17 protein-coding genes are annotated in these 21,572 nt (G+C 72.1%); 4 read left to right on the top strand and 13 right to left on the bottom strand.

Annotated elements, in window-relative coordinates; genetic code table 11:
- The 12 genes from FOF48_RS29665 to FOF48_RS29615 all read right to left on the bottom strand — a co-directional run.
- The coding region (locus FOF48_RS29665) for a condensation domain-containing protein (protein ID WP_255442824.1) at positions 1-1,040 on the bottom strand (1,040 nt) is incomplete at its 3' end.
- 313 nt (positions 1,041-1,353) lie between these two features.
- A complete protein-coding gene (locus tag FOF48_RS29660) occupies positions 1,354-2,304 on the bottom strand; it encodes a 5'-nucleotidase (protein WP_186002121.1) in 951 nt (316 codons plus the stop codon).
- A gap of 66 nt (positions 2,305-2,370) precedes the next feature.
- Entirely contained in the window at positions 2,371-2,505 is a 135-nt protein-coding gene (locus FOF48_RS37335) for a hypothetical protein (protein WP_255442823.1), read from the bottom strand.
- Positions 2,502-3,380 (bottom strand): tetratricopeptide repeat protein, encoded by an 879-nt coding sequence (locus FOF48_RS29655; RefSeq protein WP_143907061.1) that lies wholly within the window; start codon positions 3,378-3,380, stop codon positions 2,502-2,504. The genes FOF48_RS37335 and FOF48_RS29655 overlap by 4 nt, the downstream gene beginning before the upstream one ends.
- A 94-nt stretch (positions 3,381-3,474) precedes the next feature.
- Entirely contained in the window at positions 3,475-4,719 is a 1,245-nt protein-coding gene (locus tag FOF48_RS29650) for a protein-glutamate O-methyltransferase CheR (RefSeq protein ID WP_143907059.1), read from the bottom strand.
- Between the two features lie 9 nt (positions 4,720-4,728).
- Positions 4,729-5,784 (bottom strand): chemotaxis-specific protein-glutamate methyltransferase CheB, encoded by a 1,056-nt coding sequence (gene cheB / locus FOF48_RS29645; protein WP_143907057.1) that lies wholly within the window; start codon positions 5,782-5,784, stop codon positions 4,729-4,731.
- A gap of 57 nt (positions 5,785-5,841) precedes the next feature.
- Entirely contained in the window at positions 5,842-8,628 is a 2,787-nt protein-coding gene (locus FOF48_RS29640; RefSeq protein ID WP_143907055.1) for a response regulator, read from the bottom strand.
- On the bottom strand, positions 8,625-10,445 hold the full coding sequence (locus FOF48_RS29635) for a methyl-accepting chemotaxis protein (RefSeq protein WP_143907103.1): 1,821 nt from the start codon (positions 10,443-10,445) through the stop codon (positions 8,625-8,627). Before FOF48_RS29635 ends, FOF48_RS29640 begins: the two co-directional genes overlap by 4 nt.
- Positions 10,446-10,452: 7 nt before the next feature.
- Positions 10,453-12,261, bottom strand: a complete 1,809-nt coding sequence (locus FOF48_RS29630; RefSeq protein WP_143907053.1) for a methyl-accepting chemotaxis protein — start codon at positions 12,259-12,261, stop codon at positions 10,453-10,455.
- Positions 12,258-12,626: a protein CrdC gene (locus FOF48_RS29625; RefSeq protein WP_143907051.1), complete on the bottom strand. Its 369-nt coding sequence runs from the start codon at positions 12,624-12,626 to the stop codon at positions 12,258-12,260. The genes FOF48_RS29630 and FOF48_RS29625 overlap by 4 nt, the downstream gene beginning before the upstream one ends.
- A 4-nt stretch (positions 12,627-12,630) precedes the next feature.
- Positions 12,631-13,065: a chemotaxis protein CheW gene (locus FOF48_RS29620; RefSeq protein ID WP_143907049.1), complete on the bottom strand. Its 435-nt coding sequence runs from the start codon at positions 13,063-13,065 to the stop codon at positions 12,631-12,633.
- Positions 13,066-13,088: 23 nt separating this feature from the next.
- Positions 13,089-13,838: an OmpA family protein gene (locus FOF48_RS29615; RefSeq protein WP_143907101.1), complete on the bottom strand. Its 750-nt coding sequence runs from the start codon at positions 13,836-13,838 to the stop codon at positions 13,089-13,091.
- Between the two features lie 177 nt (positions 13,839-14,015).
- On the opposite strand from FOF48_RS29615, the gene FOF48_RS29610 reads away from it, so the two are divergent.
- From FOF48_RS29610 to FOF48_RS29600, 4 genes are all read left to right on the top strand, one after another.
- Positions 14,016-15,482 (top strand): sigma-54 dependent transcriptional regulator, encoded by a 1,467-nt coding sequence (locus FOF48_RS29610; protein ID WP_143907047.1) that lies wholly within the window; start codon positions 14,016-14,018, stop codon positions 15,480-15,482.
- 197 nt (positions 15,483-15,679) lie between these two features.
- Entirely contained in the window at positions 15,680-16,261 is a 582-nt protein-coding gene (locus FOF48_RS36610) for a hypothetical protein (RefSeq protein WP_186002120.1), read from the top strand.
- A complete protein-coding gene (locus tag FOF48_RS36605; RefSeq protein ID WP_186002119.1) occupies positions 16,248-16,631 on the top strand; it encodes a GIY-YIG nuclease family protein in 384 nt (127 codons plus the stop codon). The genes FOF48_RS36610 and FOF48_RS36605 overlap by 14 nt, the downstream gene beginning before the upstream one ends.
- An 87-nt stretch (positions 16,632-16,718) precedes the next feature.
- Positions 16,719-18,236, top strand: coding sequence for an Hsp70 family protein (locus tag FOF48_RS29600; protein WP_143907045.1), 1,518 nt, complete (start codon positions 16,719-16,721; stop codon positions 18,234-18,236).
- 4 nt (positions 18,237-18,240) lie between these two features.
- Here the strand turns inward: FOF48_RS29600 and FOF48_RS29595 are convergent, their stop codons facing one another.
- Positions 18,241-20,970 carry a PAS domain-containing hybrid sensor histidine kinase/response regulator gene (locus FOF48_RS29595; RefSeq protein ID WP_143907043.1) on the bottom strand — a complete coding sequence of 910 codons (2,730 nt, stop codon included), beginning with the start codon at positions 20,968-20,970 and terminating at the stop codon, positions 18,241-18,243.
- Positions 20,971-21,572 lie beyond the last annotated feature (602 nt).

Genomic DNA, 21,572 nt, shown 5'->3' with positions numbered 1-21,572 from the left:
GCGCGCAGCACCAGCGTGTTCACGAACACGCCGATGAGGCCTTCCAACTCCGAGCGCGTCCGGCCCGCCATGGGCGAGCCCACGCTCACGTCATCCTGACCGGAGTAGCGCGCGAGCACTGTCTGCCAGCCCGCCAGCAGCACGGTGAAGAGCGTCGCGCCTTCCTGCTGCGCCAGGACCTTCAACGCCTCCGTCAGCGGCCGGGGCCACTGGACAGGCTTGCGAGCCCCCCGGAAGGCACTCACCGCGGGCCGGGGCATGTCCGTCATCAACTCCAGCGCGGGCGGCGCGCCCCGCAACTGCTCGCGCCAGTACCCCAGCTGCTTGTCCAGCACCGCGCCGCGCAGTTGCTCGCGCTGCCAAACCGCGTAGTCCGCGTACTGGATGGGCAGCTCTGGCAGCGGCGACGGCTGTCCCTGCGCGAACACCCCGTAGAGCACCGCCACTTCCCGCACCAACACCCCCACCGACCACCCGTCCGACACGATGTGGTGCAGCACCACCATCAGGAGGTGGTCCATCTCCCCCAGCTTCACCAGCAGCGCGCGCATCAGCGGGCCCCGAGCCAGGTCGAACGGCTGCCGTGCACCGGCCTCCACCCGACGCCAGGCCTCCGCCTCGCGCGCGTCGGCGGGCTCCGCCGTCACATCGCCATGCTCCAGTTCCAGCACCCCGTCGTCGCTGAAGCGCTGCACCGGCCCCGCATCGTCCGCGTGGAACGTCGTGCGCAGCGATTCATGTCGGCGCACCACCTCGCGCAGCGCTCGCTCCAGCACGCCCACGTCCAGCACGCCCTCCAGCCGGACCGCGACCGGGACGTTGTAGAGCGCGGTGCCCGACTCGAGCTGATCCAGGATCCACAGCCGCTGCTGCGCGAACGAGAGCTCCGCCGGAAGTGCTCGATTCCTCCGGGGGAACGCCCCATGCCCCCCCGCGTCGCCGCCGGCCTGCTTCTGCGCCGCCAGCTTCTTCAGCAACTCCGAGCGCTTCTCTGGCGACAGATTCGCGATTCGCTTCGACAGATCGCTGCTGCTGCTCATCGAATTGACTCCGCACTCTGGACGGGAGCCGGCCCGTGACGGGCGCCCGGAACTCCGGACGCGGGCCCTCGAGGCAGTGCCACCCGTTATCGATCACGCACGGCCCACCGCTCCTGCGAGAGCGGTGTGGAGGGCCGGAATCCAGGTGCTCACATTATTCGCTCAGCAACCCGCCTGCCATGCGAACCACGTAACGTGGCTCGCCTGCTCTGCGGCGGGCCAGGCCCTCGTGAGACATGACGCGACAGGTACGTGAAACACGTGTTTCACGCAGCGTCGCAGAACGGATGAGGTCGGGCCCGCGCGAAGCGGATCAGTGCCCCGTGGAGCCGGGCGGCTCGATGCGCTCCACCTGCTGCTGGACGGTGGCGTCGGAGGCCACGTCCGGTCCCAGCTGCAGGTACGTCAGCAGGTAGGTGCGCCCGGTCGCCGGACCACTGGCCGCCGCGGTGCGGGCCAGGGCATCGCGCCGGGACTCGAAGGAGGCCAGCGTCTCCTGGAGGGAGCGGCGCGCGTCCTCGTTCTTCTCCGTCTTGAGCCGCTCGTTCACCCGCGCGATGTTCGCCTCCACCATGCGCTGGCTCTCCCGGGCGCGGTTCGCTTCGCCCAGGTCGCTGAAGGGACCGGTGCCCTCCAGGGACACCTCCAGCTTCGCCAGCTGCCGGCCCCGCTCACCGGGCGGCACCAGCGTGGACACGCCCTGGCGCTGCGCCATGCCCACGCCCCGGCCGTCGTGCGACTGCACCACGAAGTCCACGCCCTCGGCCCCCTGGGCCAGTCGCACGGACTCCACGTAGGGCACCGCGGCCAGCACCACCACCAGGTCCACCGGGGCCGTCTGGCGCAGGCGCTTCACCTCCGCGGCCACCGCGGGCCCCACCGGCAGGCCCCGGACCCCTGGGGGCAGGAAGGCCGAGCCGTCCGAGCCTCCCGCCGGAGCCTGGGGGTCCGGCGACGCGGGCGACACGCCGATGATGCCCACCTTCAGCCCGCCCACGGACGTCACCACGGACGCGGGGAACAGGGGCTGGCCCTTCGCGTCCACGAGGTTCGCGGACAGCAGCTTGAGCTTCGCCCCCTTCGTCTTCTTCTTCAGGAAGTCCACGCCCAGCACGAGGTCGCGCTGGCCCACGGCCATCGCCGTGTAGCCCTGCGCGCCCATCTGCTCCAGCAGGAGCCCCGCGCGCAGCTTCGCCGTCGCATCCTGGCCATCCGCCAGGGTCTTGAAGAGCGCGTTGCCCGCGTCCAGTACGAGCACCGGCACGCCCTTCGCGCGCTCCTGGTTCAGGACCGTCGTTCGTCTGGCCAGACCGCCAGACGGGTTGTAGCGTCAACCACAGGGGGCGATTTCGCCCCCATTGTCTCCGGTGAAGAGCAGCACGAGCTTCTTCGGCGCGGCCCCCGCGATGAGCGGCAGGAGCAGCAGCAGCGCCAGCGCGGCGAGCCGGGGCGCGCGCGGGCTCACTTCTTCGCCTTCTTCGGAGCGGGGGCGGCAGGGGCGGGGGCGGGCTTCTTGTCCAGCTCCGCCAGCTTCGTCTTCGCCGTCTTGGCCGCCTCCGACTTGGGGTAGCTCTTCACCAGCTCCTCCAGCGCGAGCTTCGACTCTTCCTTCATCTTCAGCTTCTGGAAGCACTCGGAGGAGCGCAGGTACGCGTCCGGCGCGGAGGCCGTCTTCGCGAAGTCCTGCACCACCTTGCCGTACTCGAAGAGGGCCTCGCGGCACTTGCCCTCGGTGAAGTACGTCTCCCCCAGGCCGAAGTGCGCCTCGCCGACGAGCGGGTCCTTGGGCCACTTCTTCACGAACTCGTTGTAGAGCTGGCGCGCCACCAGCGCGTCGCCCGCCTTCGCCTTGTCCTGCGCGAGCGCGAGGAAGTCCTTCTTGTCCGCGGGGCGCTGGAGCTCCTCGGCCTTCTTCTTCGCCTCGGCCTCCTTCACCGCCTCCGTGCCCTGGAGCGCCAGGAGCCGCTGGTTGGTCTCCTCCGTGCTCTTGCCGAGCGCCGCCTCCAGCTCCCCGATCTTGTAGAGGTAAGTCTCCACCTGGCCGCGCAGCTGCGCCAGGTCCTCCACCGTCTTCTGGAACTGCACGCCGATGTCCGCGTCCTTGCGGCGCGCGGCGGTGTCCAGGCTCTGCAGGGCCTGGGTCACCTGGGCGACCTTCTCGTCGATCTTCGGCTGGGTGGCGGCGAGCTGCTCACGCGCCTCCTTCAGCTCCTCGGCGAGCCGGGCGTTGTCCGCTCCCAGGCGGTCCACCTTGGCTTCAAGGGCACGACCCCGGTCGGCGGGGTAGAAACATCCGGGGACGGCGGCGGTCAACAAGGCGAAGAGCACGAGCCTGCGCATGGGCCCGGCATCCTAGGTCCAAAGCGCTCCGCGCGCCGCTTCTGTTTCCAGGGGCGCCCGGCCGCACCGGCCAGGCAGGCAGGCCCCCCGGACCTCAGCGCGGGCCTTCGACCTCCAGCCGCTCCACCGCCCGCGCGCAGGCCACCCGGAGCCGGGACAGGTTGAGGAAGAAGGGCACGGGCCGGGCCCGCCCGGAGTCCACCGCGGCGAGCGCCCGGCGGTACGCGTCCACGGCCGCGCCGGGCTGGCCGCACTGCTCCAACAGGAGCCCCAGCAGGTAGCGGGCGGCGACGTGGTCTGGATCCAGCTCCAGGCACCGGCGCAGGTCGCGCTCCGACTCCGCGTCGGAGACGCCGGTGGAGGCGCCATCGAGCACGCAGGAGAAGAGCCAGTCCGCCTCCGCCATCCGGGACGCGAGCGCTTCGGGCGCCGCGACCTCCGAGGGCACCGGGCCGGGGTCCCGCTTCGGCGGCCCCTCCACGGGGAGCGCCGGGAAGCGACCGGAGCCCCGCTTCGGCGCGGGAGCTGACACGTCATCCAGGCGCACGTAGAAGAACGCGTGCTCGAACGGCAGCAGCCGCAGCATCCGGGGCACCTGGAGCAGGGGCTCCGCGGCGGACAGCACCAGCACGCCGCCGGGGACGAGCCGCTCCCCCAGGTTCCACACGGTGCGGTGGAAGGCCTCCGGGGTGAAGTAGATGAGGACGTTGCGGCAGAAGATGATGTCGAAGCCGCCGCCCCCCACCGGCTCCGGGTAGGGCGTCTCCATCAGGTTGTGGCGCCGGAAATCGGCCTGCGTGCGCAAAGCCTCCACCAGCGCGTGGCGCCGGCCCCGGGGCTCGAGGTAGCGCGCGCGAGGGCCGTCCGGAACCCGCCGCAGCGCCTCCGCCGGGAAGCTCAGCTCACGTGCCCGGGTCAGCACCTGTTCGGAGATGTCCGTGCCCAGCACGCGGCTGGCGGGATCCGCGCCCTCCTGCGCCATCAGCATGAGCAGCGTGGCCACCTCCTCGCCCGCGGCGCAGCCGGCGCTCCACACGCGCAGCGGCGCCTTCGAGCGCTGCACCCGGGGCGACAGCACGTGCTCGCGGAAGGCGGCCAGCTGCACCTCGTCCCGGAACACCTCCGACGTGTGCACGGCCGCCGCGTCCACCAGCCGCGTCAGGTCCGCCGCGCCCGCCGGCGAGCGCAGGTGTTTGAGCACCTGCGCGGCGGGGCCCTCCAGGCCCAGCGCCTCCAGGCGCGCGTCCAGCCTGCGCCGCTGGGCACCGCTCAGGGCCATGCCCGTGTGCGCCTGGAGCCACGCGTGGACGGGGGCCCAGCGCTCGGAAGGAGGCGTCATCGCGCGCGGTCAACGGCTCGCGGCCAGCGACTCTCCGCGCGCCAGCCGCGCCAGCGTGGCGGCGACGTCATCGCCGTGGATGAGGTGATCCACCGCCTTGCGCTCCACCGCCGCGCCCGGCATGCCGAACACCACGCAGGACTCCTCGTTCTGGGCCAGGGCCAGGCCTCCGGCCTGCTTGATGGCCAGGAGCCCATCCGCCCCGTCCGCGCCCATGCCCGTGAGCACCACGCCCACCGCGCGCCGGCCGTAGGCCTTCGCCACGCTCTCCAGCAGCACGGTGCCGCTGGGCATGTGCCCGTCGCGCTCCACCCCCGGCTTGAGCGCCACCCGCCCGCGCAGGGGCACCACCAGGTGCTGATCCGGCGGCGCCACCAGCACCTGACCGGCCACCAGGGTGTCTCCGTCCTGCGCCAGCCGCACCTTGAGCTTGCTCGCGTTGGCGAGCCAGCTGGCCAGCGACTCGGAGAAGGCCGCGTTGATGTGCTGGACGATGACGATGGGCGCCGGGAAGTCCGCGGGCAGCTCCGACAGCATCCGGTAGAGCACCTGCGGGCCCCCGGTGCTGGCGGCCACCGCCACGATGCCCATGGAGGCCGCGGGCAGGACCGCCGCGGGGTGCGGCGTCCCGGCGTGCCCGCGCTTCTGGCCGCGGACGTGGCGGATGACGCGCACGGAGGAGATGAGCTTCACCTCCTTGGTGAGGTTCCACGCCTCCGGGCCCGCGTCGATGGAGGGCTTGATCTGCAGCGCCAGCGCGCCCAGCTCCAGCGCGCGGTAGGTCAGCGCGGGGGCCTGGGAGCGAGGGTCACCCGTCAGCACCAGGATGGGCGTGGGGACCTCCGCCATGATGTGCTCCACGGCGGTGAGCCCGTCCATGACGGGCATGTCCACGTCCATGGTGATGACGTGGGGGCGCAGCTCCTTGGTGAGGGCAACGGCCTCCTGGCCGTTCGAAGCGGTGCCAACGACCTCGACATCCGGGTCGTCGCTCAACGCCGCGCTGATGAGCTGTCGGCAGATGACCGAGTCATCGACCACCAGCACCGACACTTTCTTGCCCATGGACGTTCCATACCCCGTACGCGCTCCGGGAGTATAGCAATGCGCGTGGCCCGGCCTTCAGGGACTTGTGCCCAGGAGCCGCCCCACGACATCCACCAGGTCCTGCCGGACGAGATCGCCCTTCGTGATGTAGCCGTCCGCCCCGGCCGCCAACCCACGCGCCCGGTCCTCCTCCCCTCCCCGGGTGGTCAGGATGACGACGGGCAGCTGGCCATGGGCGGGGGCCGCCTTGAGGCGCCGGGTGAGCTCCACGCCGTCCATCTCCGGCATCTCCAGGTCGGTGACGACCAGCTCCACCGGGGGCCCCTCCTCCAGCCGCTCCAGCGCCGAGGGCCCATCCGGCGCGCGGAGGGTGTCGTACCCCACCGCCTCCAGCAGGTTCGCCACCAGCTCGCGGGTGAGGGGCGAGTCGTCCACCACGAGGATGCGGCGGCGGCGCGGCGCGGGCGTGCGGAGGGAGGGACGGGCGAGCTTCAGGGGCGCGGTGCCATGCACCCCCGCGGCCAGCGCGGCCGCCGACAGCACCATGGCCAGACGCCCGTCCGCGAGCGACGTGGCCCCGGTGAGGTGGGTGAAGCGCGCGAGGATGCCCTTCAGCGGGAGGATGGCCTGGACCCGCTCCTCCAGCACGCGATCCACCGCCAGTGCGGCCTCCATGCCCTGGCCCTTCACCACCAGCACCAGCTCACCCTCACGGGCAGGGCGCTCGGGGCCCATCCCGAGCAGCGACGCCAGCGAGGCGAAGGGCAGCACGCGGCCCTCCATCCGGAGGGTGGGCCTGCCAGCGACCTCGCCCACGTCGGAGGCGTCCACCTTGAGGGCGCGGGAGACGTGGACGGCGCTGAGGGCGAGGGTTTCGTCGCCCACCTGGACGAAGAGCAGGGGCGCCACGGTGAGGGACACCGGCACGCGCAGGGTGAAGATGGTGCCCCAGCCGGGCGCGGACTCCACGCCCACGTCGCCGCCCAGGGCCTGGAGGGAGGTGCGCACCGCATCCAGGCCCACGCCCCGACCTGACAGGTCGGTCACCACTTCACGGGAGGTGAAGCCGGGCAGGAAGACCAGGTCGCGCGCGGCGGCGTCGGACAGCGCGTGGGCGGCGGCCTCGTCGAGCATGCCCCTGCGCACGGCCACGCGCCGGAGGAGGACGGGGTCCATGCCCGCGCCGTCGTCCTCCACGCGGAGGATGATCCGGCTGCCCTCGCGCGCGGCGCGCAAGGTGAGGCAGCCCCGGGGGTGCTTGCCGGAGGCGACCCGGTCCACGCGCGTCTCCAGGCCGTGGTCCAGGGCGTTGCGAACCAGGTGCATGAGCGGTTCGCGCAGGGCCTCCACGACGGCGCGGTCCGCGCGGGTGTCCTCACCGTCCACGACCAGCTCCACCTCCCGGCCCAGCTCCCGGGCCAGGTCCCGCACCATGCGGGGGTAGGGTTCGAAGAGGACGGACAGGGGCAGCATGCGCAGGCCCTGGATCTCCTCCGACACCTGCCCCAGGTCGCGGAGCTCCGCGTTGGCGAGCAGCTTGGCCTCGCGGTGCAGGGTGGCGGCCAGCTCCTTGGCGCGCCCCAGCCGCTCCGCGAGCGGCATGCCGGCGGGGCCCAGGTCCTCCGCGGCGCGGGCCAGGTCGCTCAGCTCGCGCACGAGCTCCAGGCGACGGGCGGTGGCCAGCTCTCGGCGGCGCGCGACCTGTCCCAGGTTGGTCACCGCGCTGGTGAGCATGTCCAGGCTGGCCACGCCGATGCGCACGGCGGTGTCCATGCGGACGTCCCCGGTCCGCACCGGGCTGGCGCCATGCTTCGACGAGGCCCCGGAGCGAGCGCGCGCGGAGGGCTCGCCCATCCGCGGGCCCGGCAGCGCGCCAGTCGTCGAGAGGTGCCCGCTCACAACGCTTCCAGTGGCGGGGCCCACGAGGAACGCGCCCCCCGAGCCACCAGCGCCGAGGCCTCCCAGGTGCGAGCCCGGCACGACACCGGGGCTGGCAACCGGCGCGTGCGCACCCGGCGAAACTCCCGCACCGACAGCCGGCGCGTGCGCACCCGGCGCGGCTCCGGAACCCGCGGTCGGAGCGTGAGCCCCCGGCACGGCACCGGGGCCAGCAGACGACGCCGGCGCCCCCTGCGGAACAGCAGCACCCGAAGGCAGCGCGTACGTCCCCGGCACGGCACCAGCGACAAGCCCATCAGGGCTCGCCCCAGCGGACTCCGACCGGAGGGCCGCCGTCAGGAACTGCGACGCTCCACCGGTCGCCGACGTTCCTCCGGGCGGGGAGACCTCCGGGCGCGGCGCCCCCGCGCCCCAATGCGCGCGCCCCCCCGAGCCCCCCGGCGGCTCCGGACGGGCCGCCACGAGCAGGTGAGACACGACAGGCGACGCGCCTTCTCCCCTGGCCACGGGACCCGTGGCACGCCCGAGGCCCTGCCCCATCCAGCCGCTCTCCTCCGGACGGGGAGCCGCCGGAGGGCGCGCGGCCTCCACGATGGCCCGCTGCTGGAGCGTCGCCACCAGTGTCTCCACCGCGAGCAGGGGCTCCCCAGCCTGCATCGCGCCCGACAGCGCGAGCACCGTGTCCGCCGTGGCCAGCAGCGCGTCCGTGGACTCCGGCGACAGCCGGTAGCGGTGGGGCTCCGCGCAGCGGACCAGCTCCTCCATCTGGTGCACGAGCGTGTTGATCTCATCGAAGCCCATCATCCGGGCCTCGCCCTTGAGCCCATGCAGCTCGCGCAGCACCCGCTGCCCGGCCTCCAGGCTGCCCCCGGTCTCCAGCTCCATCAGGGAGCGGTTGATGCGCTCCAGGCGCACCGTGACCAGGTCTCGGAACTGCTTGAGGAGCCGTTCGCTGGGGTTCACCCGCCGTCCCCCTTGCGCAGCGTCTCATGGTGGATCTGGAAGCGCTCCACCACCCCTCGCAGATCCTGCGCCAACCCCAGCAGGTCCCCGTTCGCGGCGCCCACCTGCTTCGTCGCGTTGAGGCTCTGCTGCGTGATGCGCAGGATGTCCGCCATCGTGTCCGCGAGCTGATCCGTTCCCGCCTGCTGCTGCTGCGTGGACCGGGAGATGATCCGCACCGCGTCCGACGTCTGCCCCGCCAGGCTCACGATCTGCCGGAGCGACTCCGACACCTGCTCCGCGAGCCCCGTCCCCGTCTCCACCGCGCGCACGCCGCCCCCCGTCACCATCACCGCCGCGGCGGACGCCTCGCGCACCTCCTCGATGAGCCCTTCAATCTCCTTCGTGGACTCCAGCACGTTCTCCGCCAGCCGGCGCATCTCCGCCGCCACCAGCGAGAAGCCCCGCCCCACCTCGCCCGCCTTCGTCCCCTCCAGCTCCGCGTTGAGCGCCAGCAGGTCCGACTTGTCCGCGACGCCGTTGATGAACTCGACGATCTTCCCGATCTGCTGCACGCGCTTGTTGAGCCGCGCCACCGCCGAACCAATGGCCCGGTTGTCCTGGCGCATGCGCGACATGGCGCCCAGGAATGACTCCGCGCTGCGCTGTCCCCCCTGGGCCGCCGCCAGCGTGCGCTGGGCGATCTCCGCCACCGACCCCGCGTTCTCCGCGATCTGCTTCGCCGAGCGCGCCAGCTCCTCCGTGGTCGCGCTCGTCTCATCCAGGCTGCTGGCCTGCTCCGCGGCGCCCGCCTCGTAGCGCCCGGAGGTGCTGAGGATCTCCTCGGTGGTGGCCGAAATCTGGGCGCCCGCGCGCTTCAGCTGCGCGAGCACGTCCGCCAGGTGCGCGCGCATCGTGGTGAAGGCCGCAGACACCGCCCACACCTCGTCCTCCGCGGGCACGAGCCGGGGACTGGCCAGGTCGCCCCCGGCGATGCGGCGCGCCTCCCCGGACAGCTCCCGCATGGGCCGGCCCAACAACGTGCCCCCCAGGTACGCCGTGGCGAGCGCCAGCCCGAACACCACCGCGCCCAGCAACACGCTGGACGTGAACGCCTCCACGCGCAGCGCCTCCACCAGCACGCCCTGCACGTCCGGGCTGCCCGCGTCCAGCAGGCGCATGAAGACGCGGTCCGACAGCGCCGTGACGACCTGGGAGCACAGGACGGCGGGCGTCACCACGCAGATGGCGGTGAAGGCCACGAGCCGCGCGCGGATCCGCGCCCGCCGAGGCAACGCGGCGATGACCTGCGCGTGCGTCAGCCCCTGCTCCACCACCCACAGCACGCCCCGCCGGGCCCGCAGCGTGACGAGCCCGTACACGAGCAGCGACGTGAGCGGACCGAACAGCGCCCCCAGCCCCGCGACCCGCAGGGTGACGTCCCCCGGCAGCTCCATCACCGTCCAGAGCGCCAGCGCCACCACGCCCGTGGTCAGCCCCCACAGCCCCAGCGAGCGGAAGAACGCCTCGCCCGGAGCCCGCGCCACCTCGCCCACCGCCACCGACAGGTGCTCGGGCGTGGGCGGCAGGTCGCCCCGCTCCAGGGCCCGCAGCGTGGGGAAGCGGCGCAGCGACACGCCCACGCCCAGGAGCATGTGCAGCGCGCTCACCCCCACCACCAGGATGACGAGCGTGCCCAGGCGCTCCACCACCGGCCGGCCCATCACGAGCGACGCGAAGTGCAGCCCCAGCGTGGAGCCCACCAGGTTCGCCAACGGGATGGGGAACATCAGGTGCCGGCTGAAGGAAGCCCGCCGGGGACCCGCTCGCGAGGCCATGGCCATCTCACCCTTCTCCAGAGCCACCGGGCGACTCGATGTGGAAGCGCCGCACCACGTGTTGCAGGTCGTGCGCCAGGGTGGACAGGTCCGCGTTGGCCGCCACCATCTGCTTGGTGGCCGCGGCGTTCTGTTCGGTGACGCGCAGGATGTCGCCCATGGCCGCCGCGAGCTGATCCGTGCCCGTCTGCTGCTGGAGCGTGGCCAGCGAGATGCTGCGCACCGCGTGCGACGTCTGCCGCGCCAGCTCCAGGATGAGCCCCAGGCTGTCGTCCACCTGCGCCGCCAGGAGCGTGCCCAGCTCCGTCGTCTTCAGGCCCGCCTCGGTGGCCATCACCGCCGCGTTCGTCGCGTCGCGGATCTCCCCGATGAGCCCTTCGATCTCCTTCGTGGAGCGGATGACGTTCTCCGCCAGCCGGCGCATCTCCGCCGCCACCAGCGAGAAGCCCCGCCCCACCTCGCCCGCCTTCGTCCCCTCCAGCTCCGCGTTGAGCGCCAGCAGGTCCGACTTGTCGGCGATCTCGTTGATGAACTCCACCACCTTGCCAATCTGCTGCACGCGCTTGTTGAGGCGCACCACCGCGTCCGCGATGGCCTCGTTGTCCTCCTTCATCCGCTGCATGGAGCCCAGGAAGGCGGTGGCGCCGCGCTGGCCGGACTGCGCCGCGCCAAAGGTCGTCTCCGCGATGGCGGACACCGACTCCGCGTTGTCCGCGATCTGCTGCGCCGACCGCGCCAGCTCCTCCGTGGTGGCGCTGGTGGCGTTGAGCGCCCCGGCCTGCTCGTCCGCGCCGACCTCCTGGCCCGTGCTGGTGGCCACCAGCTGCTCGGTGGTGGTGGAGATCTGGATGCCCGCGCGCCGCAGCTGCGACAGCGCCTGCACCAGCTGCACCTGCATCTGGGTGAAGGCCGCGGACGTGGCCCACACCTCGTCCTCCGCGTGGATGACGCGCGGGGGACGCACCTCGCCGCTCGCGATGCGCGTCGCGTCCTCCGTGATGGCGCGCAGGGGCTCCGACAGCGCCGTGCCCGCGAGCGCCGCGGTGCCCAGGATGAATAGCGTGACGAGCCCCGGGACGAGCCCCAGGGGAGGCCCCCCGCCCTCGCGCGCCCGCGCCACCACCTCCGCCCGCGCCTCGGGCGTGGAGGCCCGCGCCCATGCGTCCACCACCGTCACCGTCCGCGTGAAGGCCACGTCCAGGATGAAGAGCGACGGACTCACGACGGCGATGGCGGTGAACAGCACCAGCCGCCGGCGGATGTGCATGCGCCGGGGCGGCAGCGCCGCCAGCACCTCCAGCGGCGACGGCCCCAGCGCCACCAGCCGCTCCAGCGTGACCCGCGCCCGGCGCACCATCATCAGGTAGACGAACATCCCGCTCAGGGGGCCGATGGACATCCCCAGCACCATCACCCGCAGGCCCTCCGTCCACGACACGTGCGCCAGCAGGGGCAGGGCGAGCGACACCATCAACGTCCCGCCCAGCCACCCCTGCATCACGAAGCCGAAGCTGCGGCCGGGGATGGCCGCCACCTCCTGGAGCGCCACGCGCAGGTGCTCGGACTGGACGGGCAGCCGCCCGTCGCTCAGCGCGAACAGCGTGCGCAGGGCCCGGTTGTCGCGCGCGAACCCCACGCTGACGAACAGCACGAGCGCGCACAGCATCAGCCCCGACAAGGGCGTGCGCGCCGCCTCCGGCAGCGTGCGCGGCACGTGGATGTGCAGCAGCGCCAGCACCACGCCAACGCAGCTGCCCGTGATGCGCGGCCGCGTCGTCCACCGGCCCAGCGAGCGCAGCTCCGGAAGCGGACTCATGCGCCCTCCCGCGCCAGGCCGCGCAGGTAGCGCTGGAAGGTGTCCAGGTGCAAGAGCGGCCAGAGCACCCCGCGCGTGAGCACGAAGCCGCGCAGGCTGCCCCCGGAGGCGCCGGCCACGAGCGGGGATGGCGGCAGCACCGACAGGACCTCCGCGTCGATCTCCAGACCGTCCACGCCCACGGCCTCGCCCAGGGCCGTCAGGAGCACGCGCTGGGCACAGCCCTCCTCCCGGAAGGCCCGATGGGCGGACAGCGACGCGCTGTCGGGCGCCGCGATGGAGGCCACCTCGCCCGCCTCGAAGGCGATGCGGTGGGGCCCTACGTGGCACAGGAGCGTCCCCTCGACCCGGCCCGCGGGAGCCATGGGGCTAGCCGCCCTGGCTGAGGTGGTCGAAGAGACCTTCCGGGTCGATGACCGCCACGTCGCGCGCGCCGCTCTTGACGGGGCCGCGCAGGTGGACGTGGACGCCCGAGGGGCCCAGGGGCTCCAGCGCGCCCATCAGGGCGGACACGCCCGCGACGGTGCTGGCGGTGAGGGCCAGGGTGCCTCGGGTCAGCCGCACCAGCACTGCGCGGCGGGACCCGGCGGTGGCCCCGCCCACCAGGAGGCTCATGTCCACGACGGGGATGACTTCACCCCGGTGCGCGAACACGCCCAGCAGGTGGGGCGGGGAACCCGGTACCCGCGTCAGCTCGGGGAAGGTGACAACCTCCGCCGCGGCTTCCGCGGGCACCGCGTACCAACTGCTTCCACACGCGAAGACGAGGTAGGACTGACGCGTTTCCGACTCAAGAGCGGCCATTCGCGCCAGAGCCTACCTCAGAACTAGCGCTGGAACTCCACGCGGCGGTTCTCCGCCCAGCCTTCCTCGGTGGACGCGTTGGACACCGGGCGGGTCTCGCCGTAGCCCACCGTGGACAGCCGGTTGGACGGCACGCCCAGGTCCACCAGGTAACGCTTGACCGCGGCGGCGCGGCGGTTGGACAGCTGGAGGTTGTACTCTTCCGTGCCGCGCTCGTCGGCGTGGCCGCCCAGGGTGATCTTCCCCTGGCTCGCCTTGATGCAGGCCGCCAGGTCGCTCAGGCGCGACTGCGCGCTGGAGTCCAGGGTGGACTCATTGAAGCCGAAGCGCACCGGCGAGTAGTCGCAGCGCGAGCTGGTGTTCGCCGCCACGCAGCGGCCGGACTCGCACTCCTGGCCCTCGGCGCAGTCGGTGCTGGCGGAGCAGGTGTCCTTGGGGGCCTGGCAGCGGCCGGCCTGGCACTTGCCGCCGTTGCAGGAAGAGTCGTCCTTGCACTGGGCCTCGGCGCACTTGCCGGCCTCGCAGATGCGGCCGGAGCCACAGGCCGCGTCCGTGGTGCACTCAGGGGGCTTGGGGGCGCACTTGTTGGCCTGGCAGGTGAAACCCTCACGGCAGTTGGCGTCCGTGGCGCACTCCTGGCACTGGCCCTGGACGCAGACTTCGCCCTTCTCCTTGCAGTTATCGTCGTTGTTGCACTTGGGGTAGGTGGGCGGGCACCCGGTCATCACGGCCACGGCGAGGGCCAACCCGGCCCAAAGCGAAATCCGACGCATCATTCCTCCGACAGCAACCACGGGAAAAAGGGGACCCACGCGCGCGCGGGCCAAGGCTGTCGCGTGTAGTCGGACCCGCCGGGGAGAGTCAAAAGATTTGTCTTTTCCCTGCCCTTGGGGATGGCACGAGACCCTTGATGCCCCGATTATTTCCGTGAGAGTGTGAGCGGTTTGCCCATGCCCGCCGCCGTCCTCATCGTCGATGACGAAAAGAACATCCTCCTGACCCTCAGCCAGTCGTTGCAGCTGGCGGGCTACCGCACGGAGCTGGCCAGCAGCGGCCAGGTGGCCCTGGACGTGGTGAGCGCACGCCCGGTGGATGCGGTCTTGATGGACGTGAAGATGCCGGACATGGACGGACTGACGGTGCTGGCCCGGCTCACGGAGCTCAAGCCGGACCTGCCGGTCATCATGATGTCGGGCCACGGCACCATCGACACGGCGGTGAAGGCGACGCAGCTGGGCGCGCGCGACTTCCTGGAGAAGCCCCTGGCGCGCGACCGGCTGCTGGTGGCGCTGCGCAACGCGCTCAAGCACCAGGCGGCGATGGAGGAGTTGCAGGAGTTGCGCGCGCAGCTGGGCCGCTTCGACATGGTGGGCGGAGGGCCCGCCATGCAGCGCATCTTCTCCCTCATCCAGCGCGCGGCGCCCAGCGAGGGCCGCGTGCTCATCACCGGGGAGAACGGCACCGGCAAGGAGCTCATCGCCCGCGCGCTGCACCAGCACTCCCGGCGCAAGGGCGGGCCGTTCGTGAAGCTCAACTGCGCCGCGGTGCCGCACGACCTCATCGAGAGCGAGCTGTTCGGCCATGAGAAGGGCGCGTTCACCGGCGCGGTGAGCGTGCGGCGCGGCAAGTTCGAGCTGGCGCACGAGGGCACGCTCTTCCTGGATGAGATCGGCGACATGCCGGCCGCGATGCAGTCGAAGCTCCTGCGCGTGCTCCAGGAGGGAGAGCTGGAGCGCGTGGGCGGCGCGGAGACGCTCAAGGTGGACGTGCGCGTCATCGCGGCGACGAACAAGAACCTGGAGAAGGAGATCGCCGCCGGGCGCTTCCGCGAGGACCTCTACTACCGCATCAACGTGGTGCAGATTCACTCCCCGCCGCTGCGCGAGCGCCGGGAGGACCTGCCGGACCTCATCGACACGTTCCTGCGCGAGGCGTGCGCGAAGAACGGGCGGCGGCCGCTGGCGCTGTCCCCGGACGCGCTCGCGGTGATGAGCGCGTATGACTACCCGGGCAACGTGCGCGAGCTGCGCAACCTGGTGGAGCGGCTGGCCATCCTCTGCGAAGGCCCGGTCGTGTCGCGCACGGACGCGCTGGAGCTGCTGCCCAGGGGCCGGCCGCTGCCCCCCATGCCCGAGCCCACCGTCGGCGGGGACGCGGCGTCGCTCCAAGCGCCGGCGGCGGCCCTGCCCGCGGCGTCCGAGCCCGCCGCCCCATCAGGCCCGGGCGGCTGGCGGCCCCGCGTGGACCAGACCTTCCGCGAGCAGGTGGAGGACGCGGAGCGGGAGATCATCCAGCGGGTGCTCGCCCACACGCATGACAACGTGACGGAGGCGGCGCGGATCCTCGATCTGGAGCGGGGGCACTTCTACAAGAAGATGAAGGCCCTGGGCCTGCGCCGGGGACAATCCGAGGCGTGAGGCGCCCGCCCGGCCGCGTGCTTCCAGGCGCGTTGACGGCCCCGGAAGGGGTCTGGTCTATTGCCGCCACGGGTGCCGAGGGGCGCCCGCCACCCGGAAAGACGACGTCACCCTCGCTTCACCCGCTGTCGACAGACTCCCGATGAAGTCCTTCCACGGTCCCCCAACGGGTGAGGGCCAGCACCGGAGGATTCGTCATGGGAACCGGCAGCACCCGCCCCACCTCGCTGCATGATTACAAGGTCCGAGCGTCGCTCCTGCTCAAGGACCTGGGCTCGCCCGAAACCGCCCGCGCCACGCGCGCCGCGGAGCGGATGCGCGCCCTGCCCTTCTTCGCCAGCCTGTCCCTGGGCGAGGTGCTCGCGCGCCGGGACACCGTGAAGCACAAGCATGGGCTCACCGTCATCGCCCGGGAGGCGGGCCACCCCACCTGGACGGAGCTGAAACACGCGCTGGAGGACAGCGACGCACCCCTGCCCGGCCTGGACACCCGCGCCTTCTTCCAGCAGAGCCGGGGCGTCTTCCTCAACCGGTGGTTCTCCACCTACGCGGAGGCCGCGCTGTCCTTGAAGACGCAAGGGGGCTTCCTCTTCCCCTTCCGCCACCAGTGCTTCATCTGCGAGGCCGACTTCCTCCAGGCGCTGGGCATCGACGCGCAGGACGCGGACTGGGACCGGCTGGGGCGCGACTGGGTGCGCCCCCTCGACCGCGCCGCGAAGGAGCGGCTGGAGGCGAAGCTCGTCTCGCTCGGCTACGGAGGCGCCCATGTCCAGCGGTGACGACTCGCGGGCGTCTCGCGCCGAACGCAAGCGCGCCTACAAGGAGGCGGAGGTGCCCATGGGCATCTACGCCATCCGCAACCGCGCCAACGGCAAGGTGTTCGTGGGACACAGCCTCAACCTGCCCGCTGTGTTCAACCGCGCTCGCTTCGAGTTCGCCCAGCGCATGCACCGCATCCCGGAACTCCAGGCGGACTGGGAGCACTTCGGCGAGGCGGCCTTCTCCTTCGAGGTGCTGGACACGCTCCCGCCCCGCGAGGAGTCCGGGGGGCCCCCACCCCTGGAGGAGCTGAAGGTGCTGGAGGAGATGTGGCTGGAGCGCCTGAAGCCCTACGGTGACGCCGGCTACAACCCACCTCCCAGGTCGTGAGCCCCAGGCCCGTGACGGGAGGACTCCCGTCACACCGCCGGGCCGGGTGCCCTGACTCGCCGGGACGTGCGAGGATGGGCGCCTCTCATGAGCACGAGCGCGGCCCCCATCCTCGGCATCGACTTCGGGACCACCAACACCGCGGCGGCGTACTTCGACAAGGCGGGCAAGCTGCGCGTGGTGCCCATCGCGGAGAAGAGCCTCACCCTGCCCTCCATCGCGTGGTTCCACGCGGGGGACAAGGCCATCGTCGGCCCCGCGGCGCGGCGGCAGATCATCGACGACCCGCGACACACCGTCTTCGGCGCCAAGCGCTTCCTGGGCCGCCGCTTCCAGTCCGAGTACGTGGCCCGCCACCGGGGCCGCTTCGCCTTCGAGCTGGTGGAGGGCCCGGACGGCTACACCGCCGTGGAGGTGTACGGCAAGGTGACGCCGCTCATCGACGTGGCCCACTTCATCCTCAAGCACCTGAACACGCTGGCCACGCACGCGGCGGGGATGAAGTTCGAGGAGTGCGTCCTCACCGTGCCCGCGCACGCCAACATCCGCCAGCGCGAGGCCATCCGCCGCGCGGCGGAGAAGGCCGGCCTGCGCGTGCGCGCCATCGTCAACGAGCCCACCGCCGCGGCGCTCTACTACGCCAACCTGCGCAACCCCGAGCAGACGGTGATGGTGTTCGACCTGGGCGGCGGCACCTTCGACGTCACCCTCATGTCGGTGCGCAACCGCGTGGTGAAGGTGCTGGCCACCGGCGGCGACGCGTTCCTCGGCGGCGCGAACTTCGACGAGGCCATCGTCGAAGCGCTGGTGGACGACTTCCAGAAGCAACACGGCGTCGACCTGCGGGACAACAAGGTCGTGATGCAGCGGCTCGTCTTCGCCGCCGAGTCCGCGAAGATGGCGCTGAGCAGCCACCCGTCCGTCCCCCTGCGCATCCCGTGCATCACGCAGAAGAACGGCGCCTTCGTGGACTTCAACGTCACGCTCACCCGCGAGCGGATGGAGGCCATGGTGTTCCAGCTCATCGAGCGCACCGCCGCCGCGTGCGACGACGTGCTGGAGAAGGCGGGCCTGAAGCCGGACGCCATCGACGAGCTGGTGCTGGTGGGCGGCCAGACGCGCATGCCCGCCATCCGCAAGCGCCTGTCCCACTTCAAGAAGCTGTCGTCCGACAAGGAGGTGCACCCGGAGCTGGGCGTGGCCGTGGGCGCGGCCATCCTGGGGCGCAACCTGGCGCGCGGCATCAGCGGCCTGTCGGACGTGGTGCCCATGCCCATTGGCGCCATGGTGCCCGGCGGAGGCCAGCACGAGGTGCTCCCCGCCAATACCCCCGTGCCCGGGGTGCGCAGCGTGGACCTGGAGCTGCCGCCCTGGCCCGGCCCCGTGCCCATCGCCCTCTTCGAGGCCCTGGACCGCACCACCGTGGAGCGCGAGCTGCTGGGCACGGTGCGCATCGAGCCGGACTGGCGCGTGGCCCACCCGGGCCCCACCACGCTGGAGCTGCGCATGGGGCCGGACTTCGCCCTCACCGCCAGCCTCGTCGCCCCGGGCGGACAGCGCCAGCCCCTCACCATCAGCGACCCGAACGCGCCCCAACCCGCCTGAGGCCTCAGCCCCGAGCGTGGGCCGTCACGGTGCCCTTCAGCTCCTCCAGCAGCCGCCGGCTCTCCTCCAGCGCCTGCTGGCAGTGGGCGACCAGCGGCTCCAGCCCTTCCAACACCCGGGCATCCGCGCGCTGCTCGATGTCCCAGCAGAGCGACTCCAGGGTGGCCGCCCCGAAGTAGGCCGCGTTGGACTTGAGGGTGTGGGCCGCGCGGGCCAGGTTCTCCAGCTCCCCGCGCGCGAGCGCCCCCCGCGCGTCGTCCATCAGCCGGGGCATGCTGTCCAGCGCGGTGTCGATGAGCTCCGGGAGCATCCGCTCCACCTGCCCGTCCAGCGACTGCCACAGCCGCTCCAGCGCGCCGGAGTCCAGCCCCCGGATGCGCGGGGCGCCCACGCGGGGAGCCTCCAGGGCGCGTGCGACGGGGGCGGCACCGGGCTCGCGCGGCAGACGCTCCCAGGCGCGGCGCAACGCGGAGATGAGCTCCTCCACGCGGATGGGCTTGCTGAGGAAGTCGTCCATGCCCGCGTCCAGGCACTCGCGCCGGTCCGCCGTCATCGCGTTGGCCGTCATCGCGATGACCCACGGCTGCTCGCGGACGGGCACGTCCTTGCGCAGCTGGCGCGTCGTCTCCAGGCCGTCCATCTCCGGCATCTGGACGTCCATCAGCACGACGTCGTAGCGCGTGCGCGCCATGAGGTGCAGGCCCTCGCGGCCGTTGCTCGCGGTCTCCGCCGGGTAGCCCAGCCGGTCCAGCACCAGCAGCGCCAGCTTCTGGTTGGTGGGGTTGTCCTCCACCAGCAGGATGCGCAGCGGCATCTGTTCGCCGGGGCGCGAGTTGAACACGGAGCGCTCGCGCGTGGCGGGCGCGGGCACCGTTGGCAGGGGCCGGGCGGAGATGAGGTCCTGCGCCAGGCACGTCATCAACGCGTCGTGGAGCTGCGACGCCTTCACCGGCCGAGGCAGCACCGACGTGAACAGGCCGGGCGGCTGCGCGTCGCGCTGATCATACGAAGTGAGCAGCAAGAGGGGCAGCTCGCGCGCGTCGCGCTGCTGACGGATGTGCGCCGCCAGCGACGGGCCGTCCATCAGCGGCATGCGGTGGTCCAGGATGGCCAGGTCGAACCGGGCCCCCGACTCCAGGCGGGACAGCGCCTCCGCGCCGGACCCCACCTCCACGATGGCCATGCCCCACGCGGCCAGCTGCCGGCCCAGCAGCTTGCGGTTGATGGCGTTGTCGTCCACCACCAGCACGCGCCGGCCCTGGAGCTTCAGCGCGTCCGGGCGGAGGGCGTCCGCGCTGCGCGGGGCCTCGCGCGCCTGGAAGGTGAAGTGGAACGTGGCGCCCCGGCCCGGCACGCCCTCGCTCTCCATCCACAACCGCCCGCCCATCGCCTCCACCAGCCGCTTGCTGATGGCGAGCCCCAGGCCGGTGCCCCCGTAGCGGCGCGACACGGACTCATCCAACTGGTTGAAGGGCTGGAACAGGCCGCCGCGCGCGGCCTCGGTGATGCCCAGGCCGGTGTCCTGGACCGCGAAGTGCAGCTCGAACAAGCCGCCCGGCGCGAGCGGCTGACGGGGCGTGTCCACGGAGATGGACACCCCGCCGCGCTCCGTGAACTTCACCGCGTTGCCCACCAGGTTGAGCAGCACCTGCCGCAGGCGCGCGCCGTCGCCCACCACGCTGACGGGCGTCTCGTCGGTGACGTGGTAGCCCAGGTCCAGGGACTTCTCGCTCGCGCGCATCGCGAGCAGGTCCAACACGGACTCCACGCACTGGCGCAGGTTGAAGGGCTGCTGCTCCAGCTCGACCCGGCCGGCTTCGATCTTGGAGAAGTCCAGCATGTCGTTGAGCAGCCCCAGCAGCGCGTCCCCGCTCTGGCGGATGGTGGACGCGAAGTCGCGCTGCTCGGGCGTCAGCGCCGTGTCCATCAACAGCCCCGCCATGCCGATGATGGCGTTCATCGGCGTGCGGATCTCATGGCTCACGGTGGCCAGGAACAGGCTCTTGGCCTGGTTGGCGTCCTCGGCGGACTGGCGCGCGCGCTGGAGGTCGGTGACGTCGTGGTAGATGGCGATGAAGCCCAGCGACTGGCCCGCCACCGTCACCGGCAGGGCGCGCAGCTCCACGTCCACCACCGTGCCGTCCTTGCGCACGCGCTTGGTGACGACGTGCACGCGGTCCTTGCGCAGCACCTCGCGCGACGTCTCCTCGGCCTCTGGACGGATGTCGTCCACGTTGGCCACCAGCTTGAGGATGTTCTTCCCCAGGGACTCCTGCGGCGTGTAGCCGAAGAGCCGCTCCGCCGCGGGATTCCAGGTGAGGACCTCGAAGTCGCGGCTGATGGTGACGATGGCCACCGGGCTGTGGCGCACCACCGCCTCGAAGAACTCCTTCTGCTGCCGGAGGCTGGACTCGGCCTCCAGCGCGGCGTCCAGGCCCCGGAGCAGCAACATCCAGCCGCCGTCCTGCGGCAGCGCCAGCACCCGCACCGGGTACCCCAGGCCGGCGCGCCACTCCGTCTCCGGCGGAGCGCCTCCCTCGGAGGAGACCTGGGGGGGCGTCCAGCCTGGCAGCACACCCGCCGCGGACTGCCCGACCAGCGCGTCACGGGGACCCAGCAGCGCCTCCGCGGCGCGGTTCACGGCCACGACCCGCAGGGTCGCGTCGAGCACGAGCACACCGTCTCGCGTGTGCTCGAACAAGGCCGGATACGCGCTGGGTGGCAGTTCGGGCAACCTTCCCCCTCCGTTCAAGAACTGTAGGTCAGTCGAGGCGCCAGTTCCATGTCATCCATGGAAAACCATGGAGGTGGGTAGGCGCCAGTCCCTTCCCGTCCTTCCAGTGGCCCGCGGGAGTCTAGGGCGCTTCCGAAGACGCTCCCAGGAAGTGTTTGGGGGCGCCAGTCGCAGTTTCGTGGCGGGCGTCCGGGAGGGCCGCTCCAGACCCGGCCGGCGCCAGTGCCGCCGAGCGGGCCCCCTGCGCCCTCCGCGTGACGCGGTGGGGCTCCTCGGGAGCCCCCTGCTGGAGGCTGTAGCACCGTATTTCAAGTCTTCAGATGAAAACAAGGACTCGCCTCGGAGCTGACTTGGAGGGGTGCCGGGCATGTTTCATGGCCCGGGAGGAGGATGAAACACCGGAGGCCCCTGGTGCGATGGGGCAGGGATTGGCGGAACACGCATCCCGCGACGGTGAATCCACCGTGTCCGGGCCCCGCGTGATGTTTCAGCGCGACCAGGACGGCGGCGCGCCGCTCCCGAGCCCCCCACCCCGTCGGCCGAGCGACACGGCGGGCCGCGGGTGTCCCGTTCCACGCGGGCGCGCCATGACAGGATGCGCC

The sequence above is a fragment of the Corallococcus sp. Z5C101001 genome (genome assembly GCF_007352635.1).
Taxonomy (GTDB): domain Bacteria; phylum Myxococcota; class Myxococcia; order Myxococcales; family Myxococcaceae; genus Corallococcus; species Corallococcus silvisoli.
The sequence above is the reverse complement of the archived record's forward strand: the minus strand, read 5'-3'. Positions and strand labels throughout refer to the sequence as shown.

Bases quoted from the DNA above. Each gene is read 5' to 3' on its own strand.
- FOF48_RS29655 (WP_143907061.1), bottom strand. From the start codon at position 3,380: ATGCGCAGGCTCGTGCTCTTCGCCTTGTTGACCGCCGCCGTCCCCGGA.
- FOF48_RS29650 (WP_143907059.1), bottom strand. From the start codon at position 4,719: ATGACGCCTCCTTCCGAGCGCTGGGCCCCCGTCCACGCGTGGCTCCAG.
- cheB (WP_143907057.1), bottom strand. From the start codon at position 5,784: ATGGGCAAGAAAGTGTCGGTGCTGGTGGTCGATGACTCGGTCATCTGC.
- FOF48_RS29635 (WP_143907103.1), bottom strand. From the start codon at position 10,445: ATGGCCTCGCGAGCGGGTCCCCGGCGGGCTTCCTTCAGCCGGCACCTG.
- FOF48_RS29630 (WP_143907053.1), bottom strand. From the start codon at position 12,261: ATGAGTCCGCTTCCGGAGCTGCGCTCGCTGGGCCGGTGGACGACGCGG.
- FOF48_RS29625 (WP_143907051.1), bottom strand. From the start codon at position 12,626: ATGGCTCCCGCGGGCCGGGTCGAGGGGACGCTCCTGTGCCACGTAGGG.
- FOF48_RS29620 (WP_143907049.1), bottom strand. From the start codon at position 13,065: ATGGCCGCTCTTGAGTCGGAAACGCGTCAGTCCTACCTCGTCTTCGCG.
- FOF48_RS29615 (WP_143907101.1), bottom strand. From the start codon at position 13,838: ATGCGTCGGATTTCGCTTTGGGCCGGGTTGGCCCTCGCCGTGGCCGTG.
- FOF48_RS29610 (WP_143907047.1), top strand. From the start codon at position 14,016: ATGCCCGCCGCCGTCCTCATCGTCGATGACGAAAAGAACATCCTCCTG.
- FOF48_RS36610 (WP_186002120.1), top strand. From the start codon at position 15,680: ATGGGAACCGGCAGCACCCGCCCCACCTCGCTGCATGATTACAAGGTC.
- FOF48_RS36605 (WP_186002119.1), top strand. From the start codon at position 16,248: ATGTCCAGCGGTGACGACTCGCGGGCGTCTCGCGCCGAACGCAAGCGC.
- FOF48_RS29600 (WP_143907045.1), top strand. From the start codon at position 16,719: ATGAGCACGAGCGCGGCCCCCATCCTCGGCATCGACTTCGGGACCACC.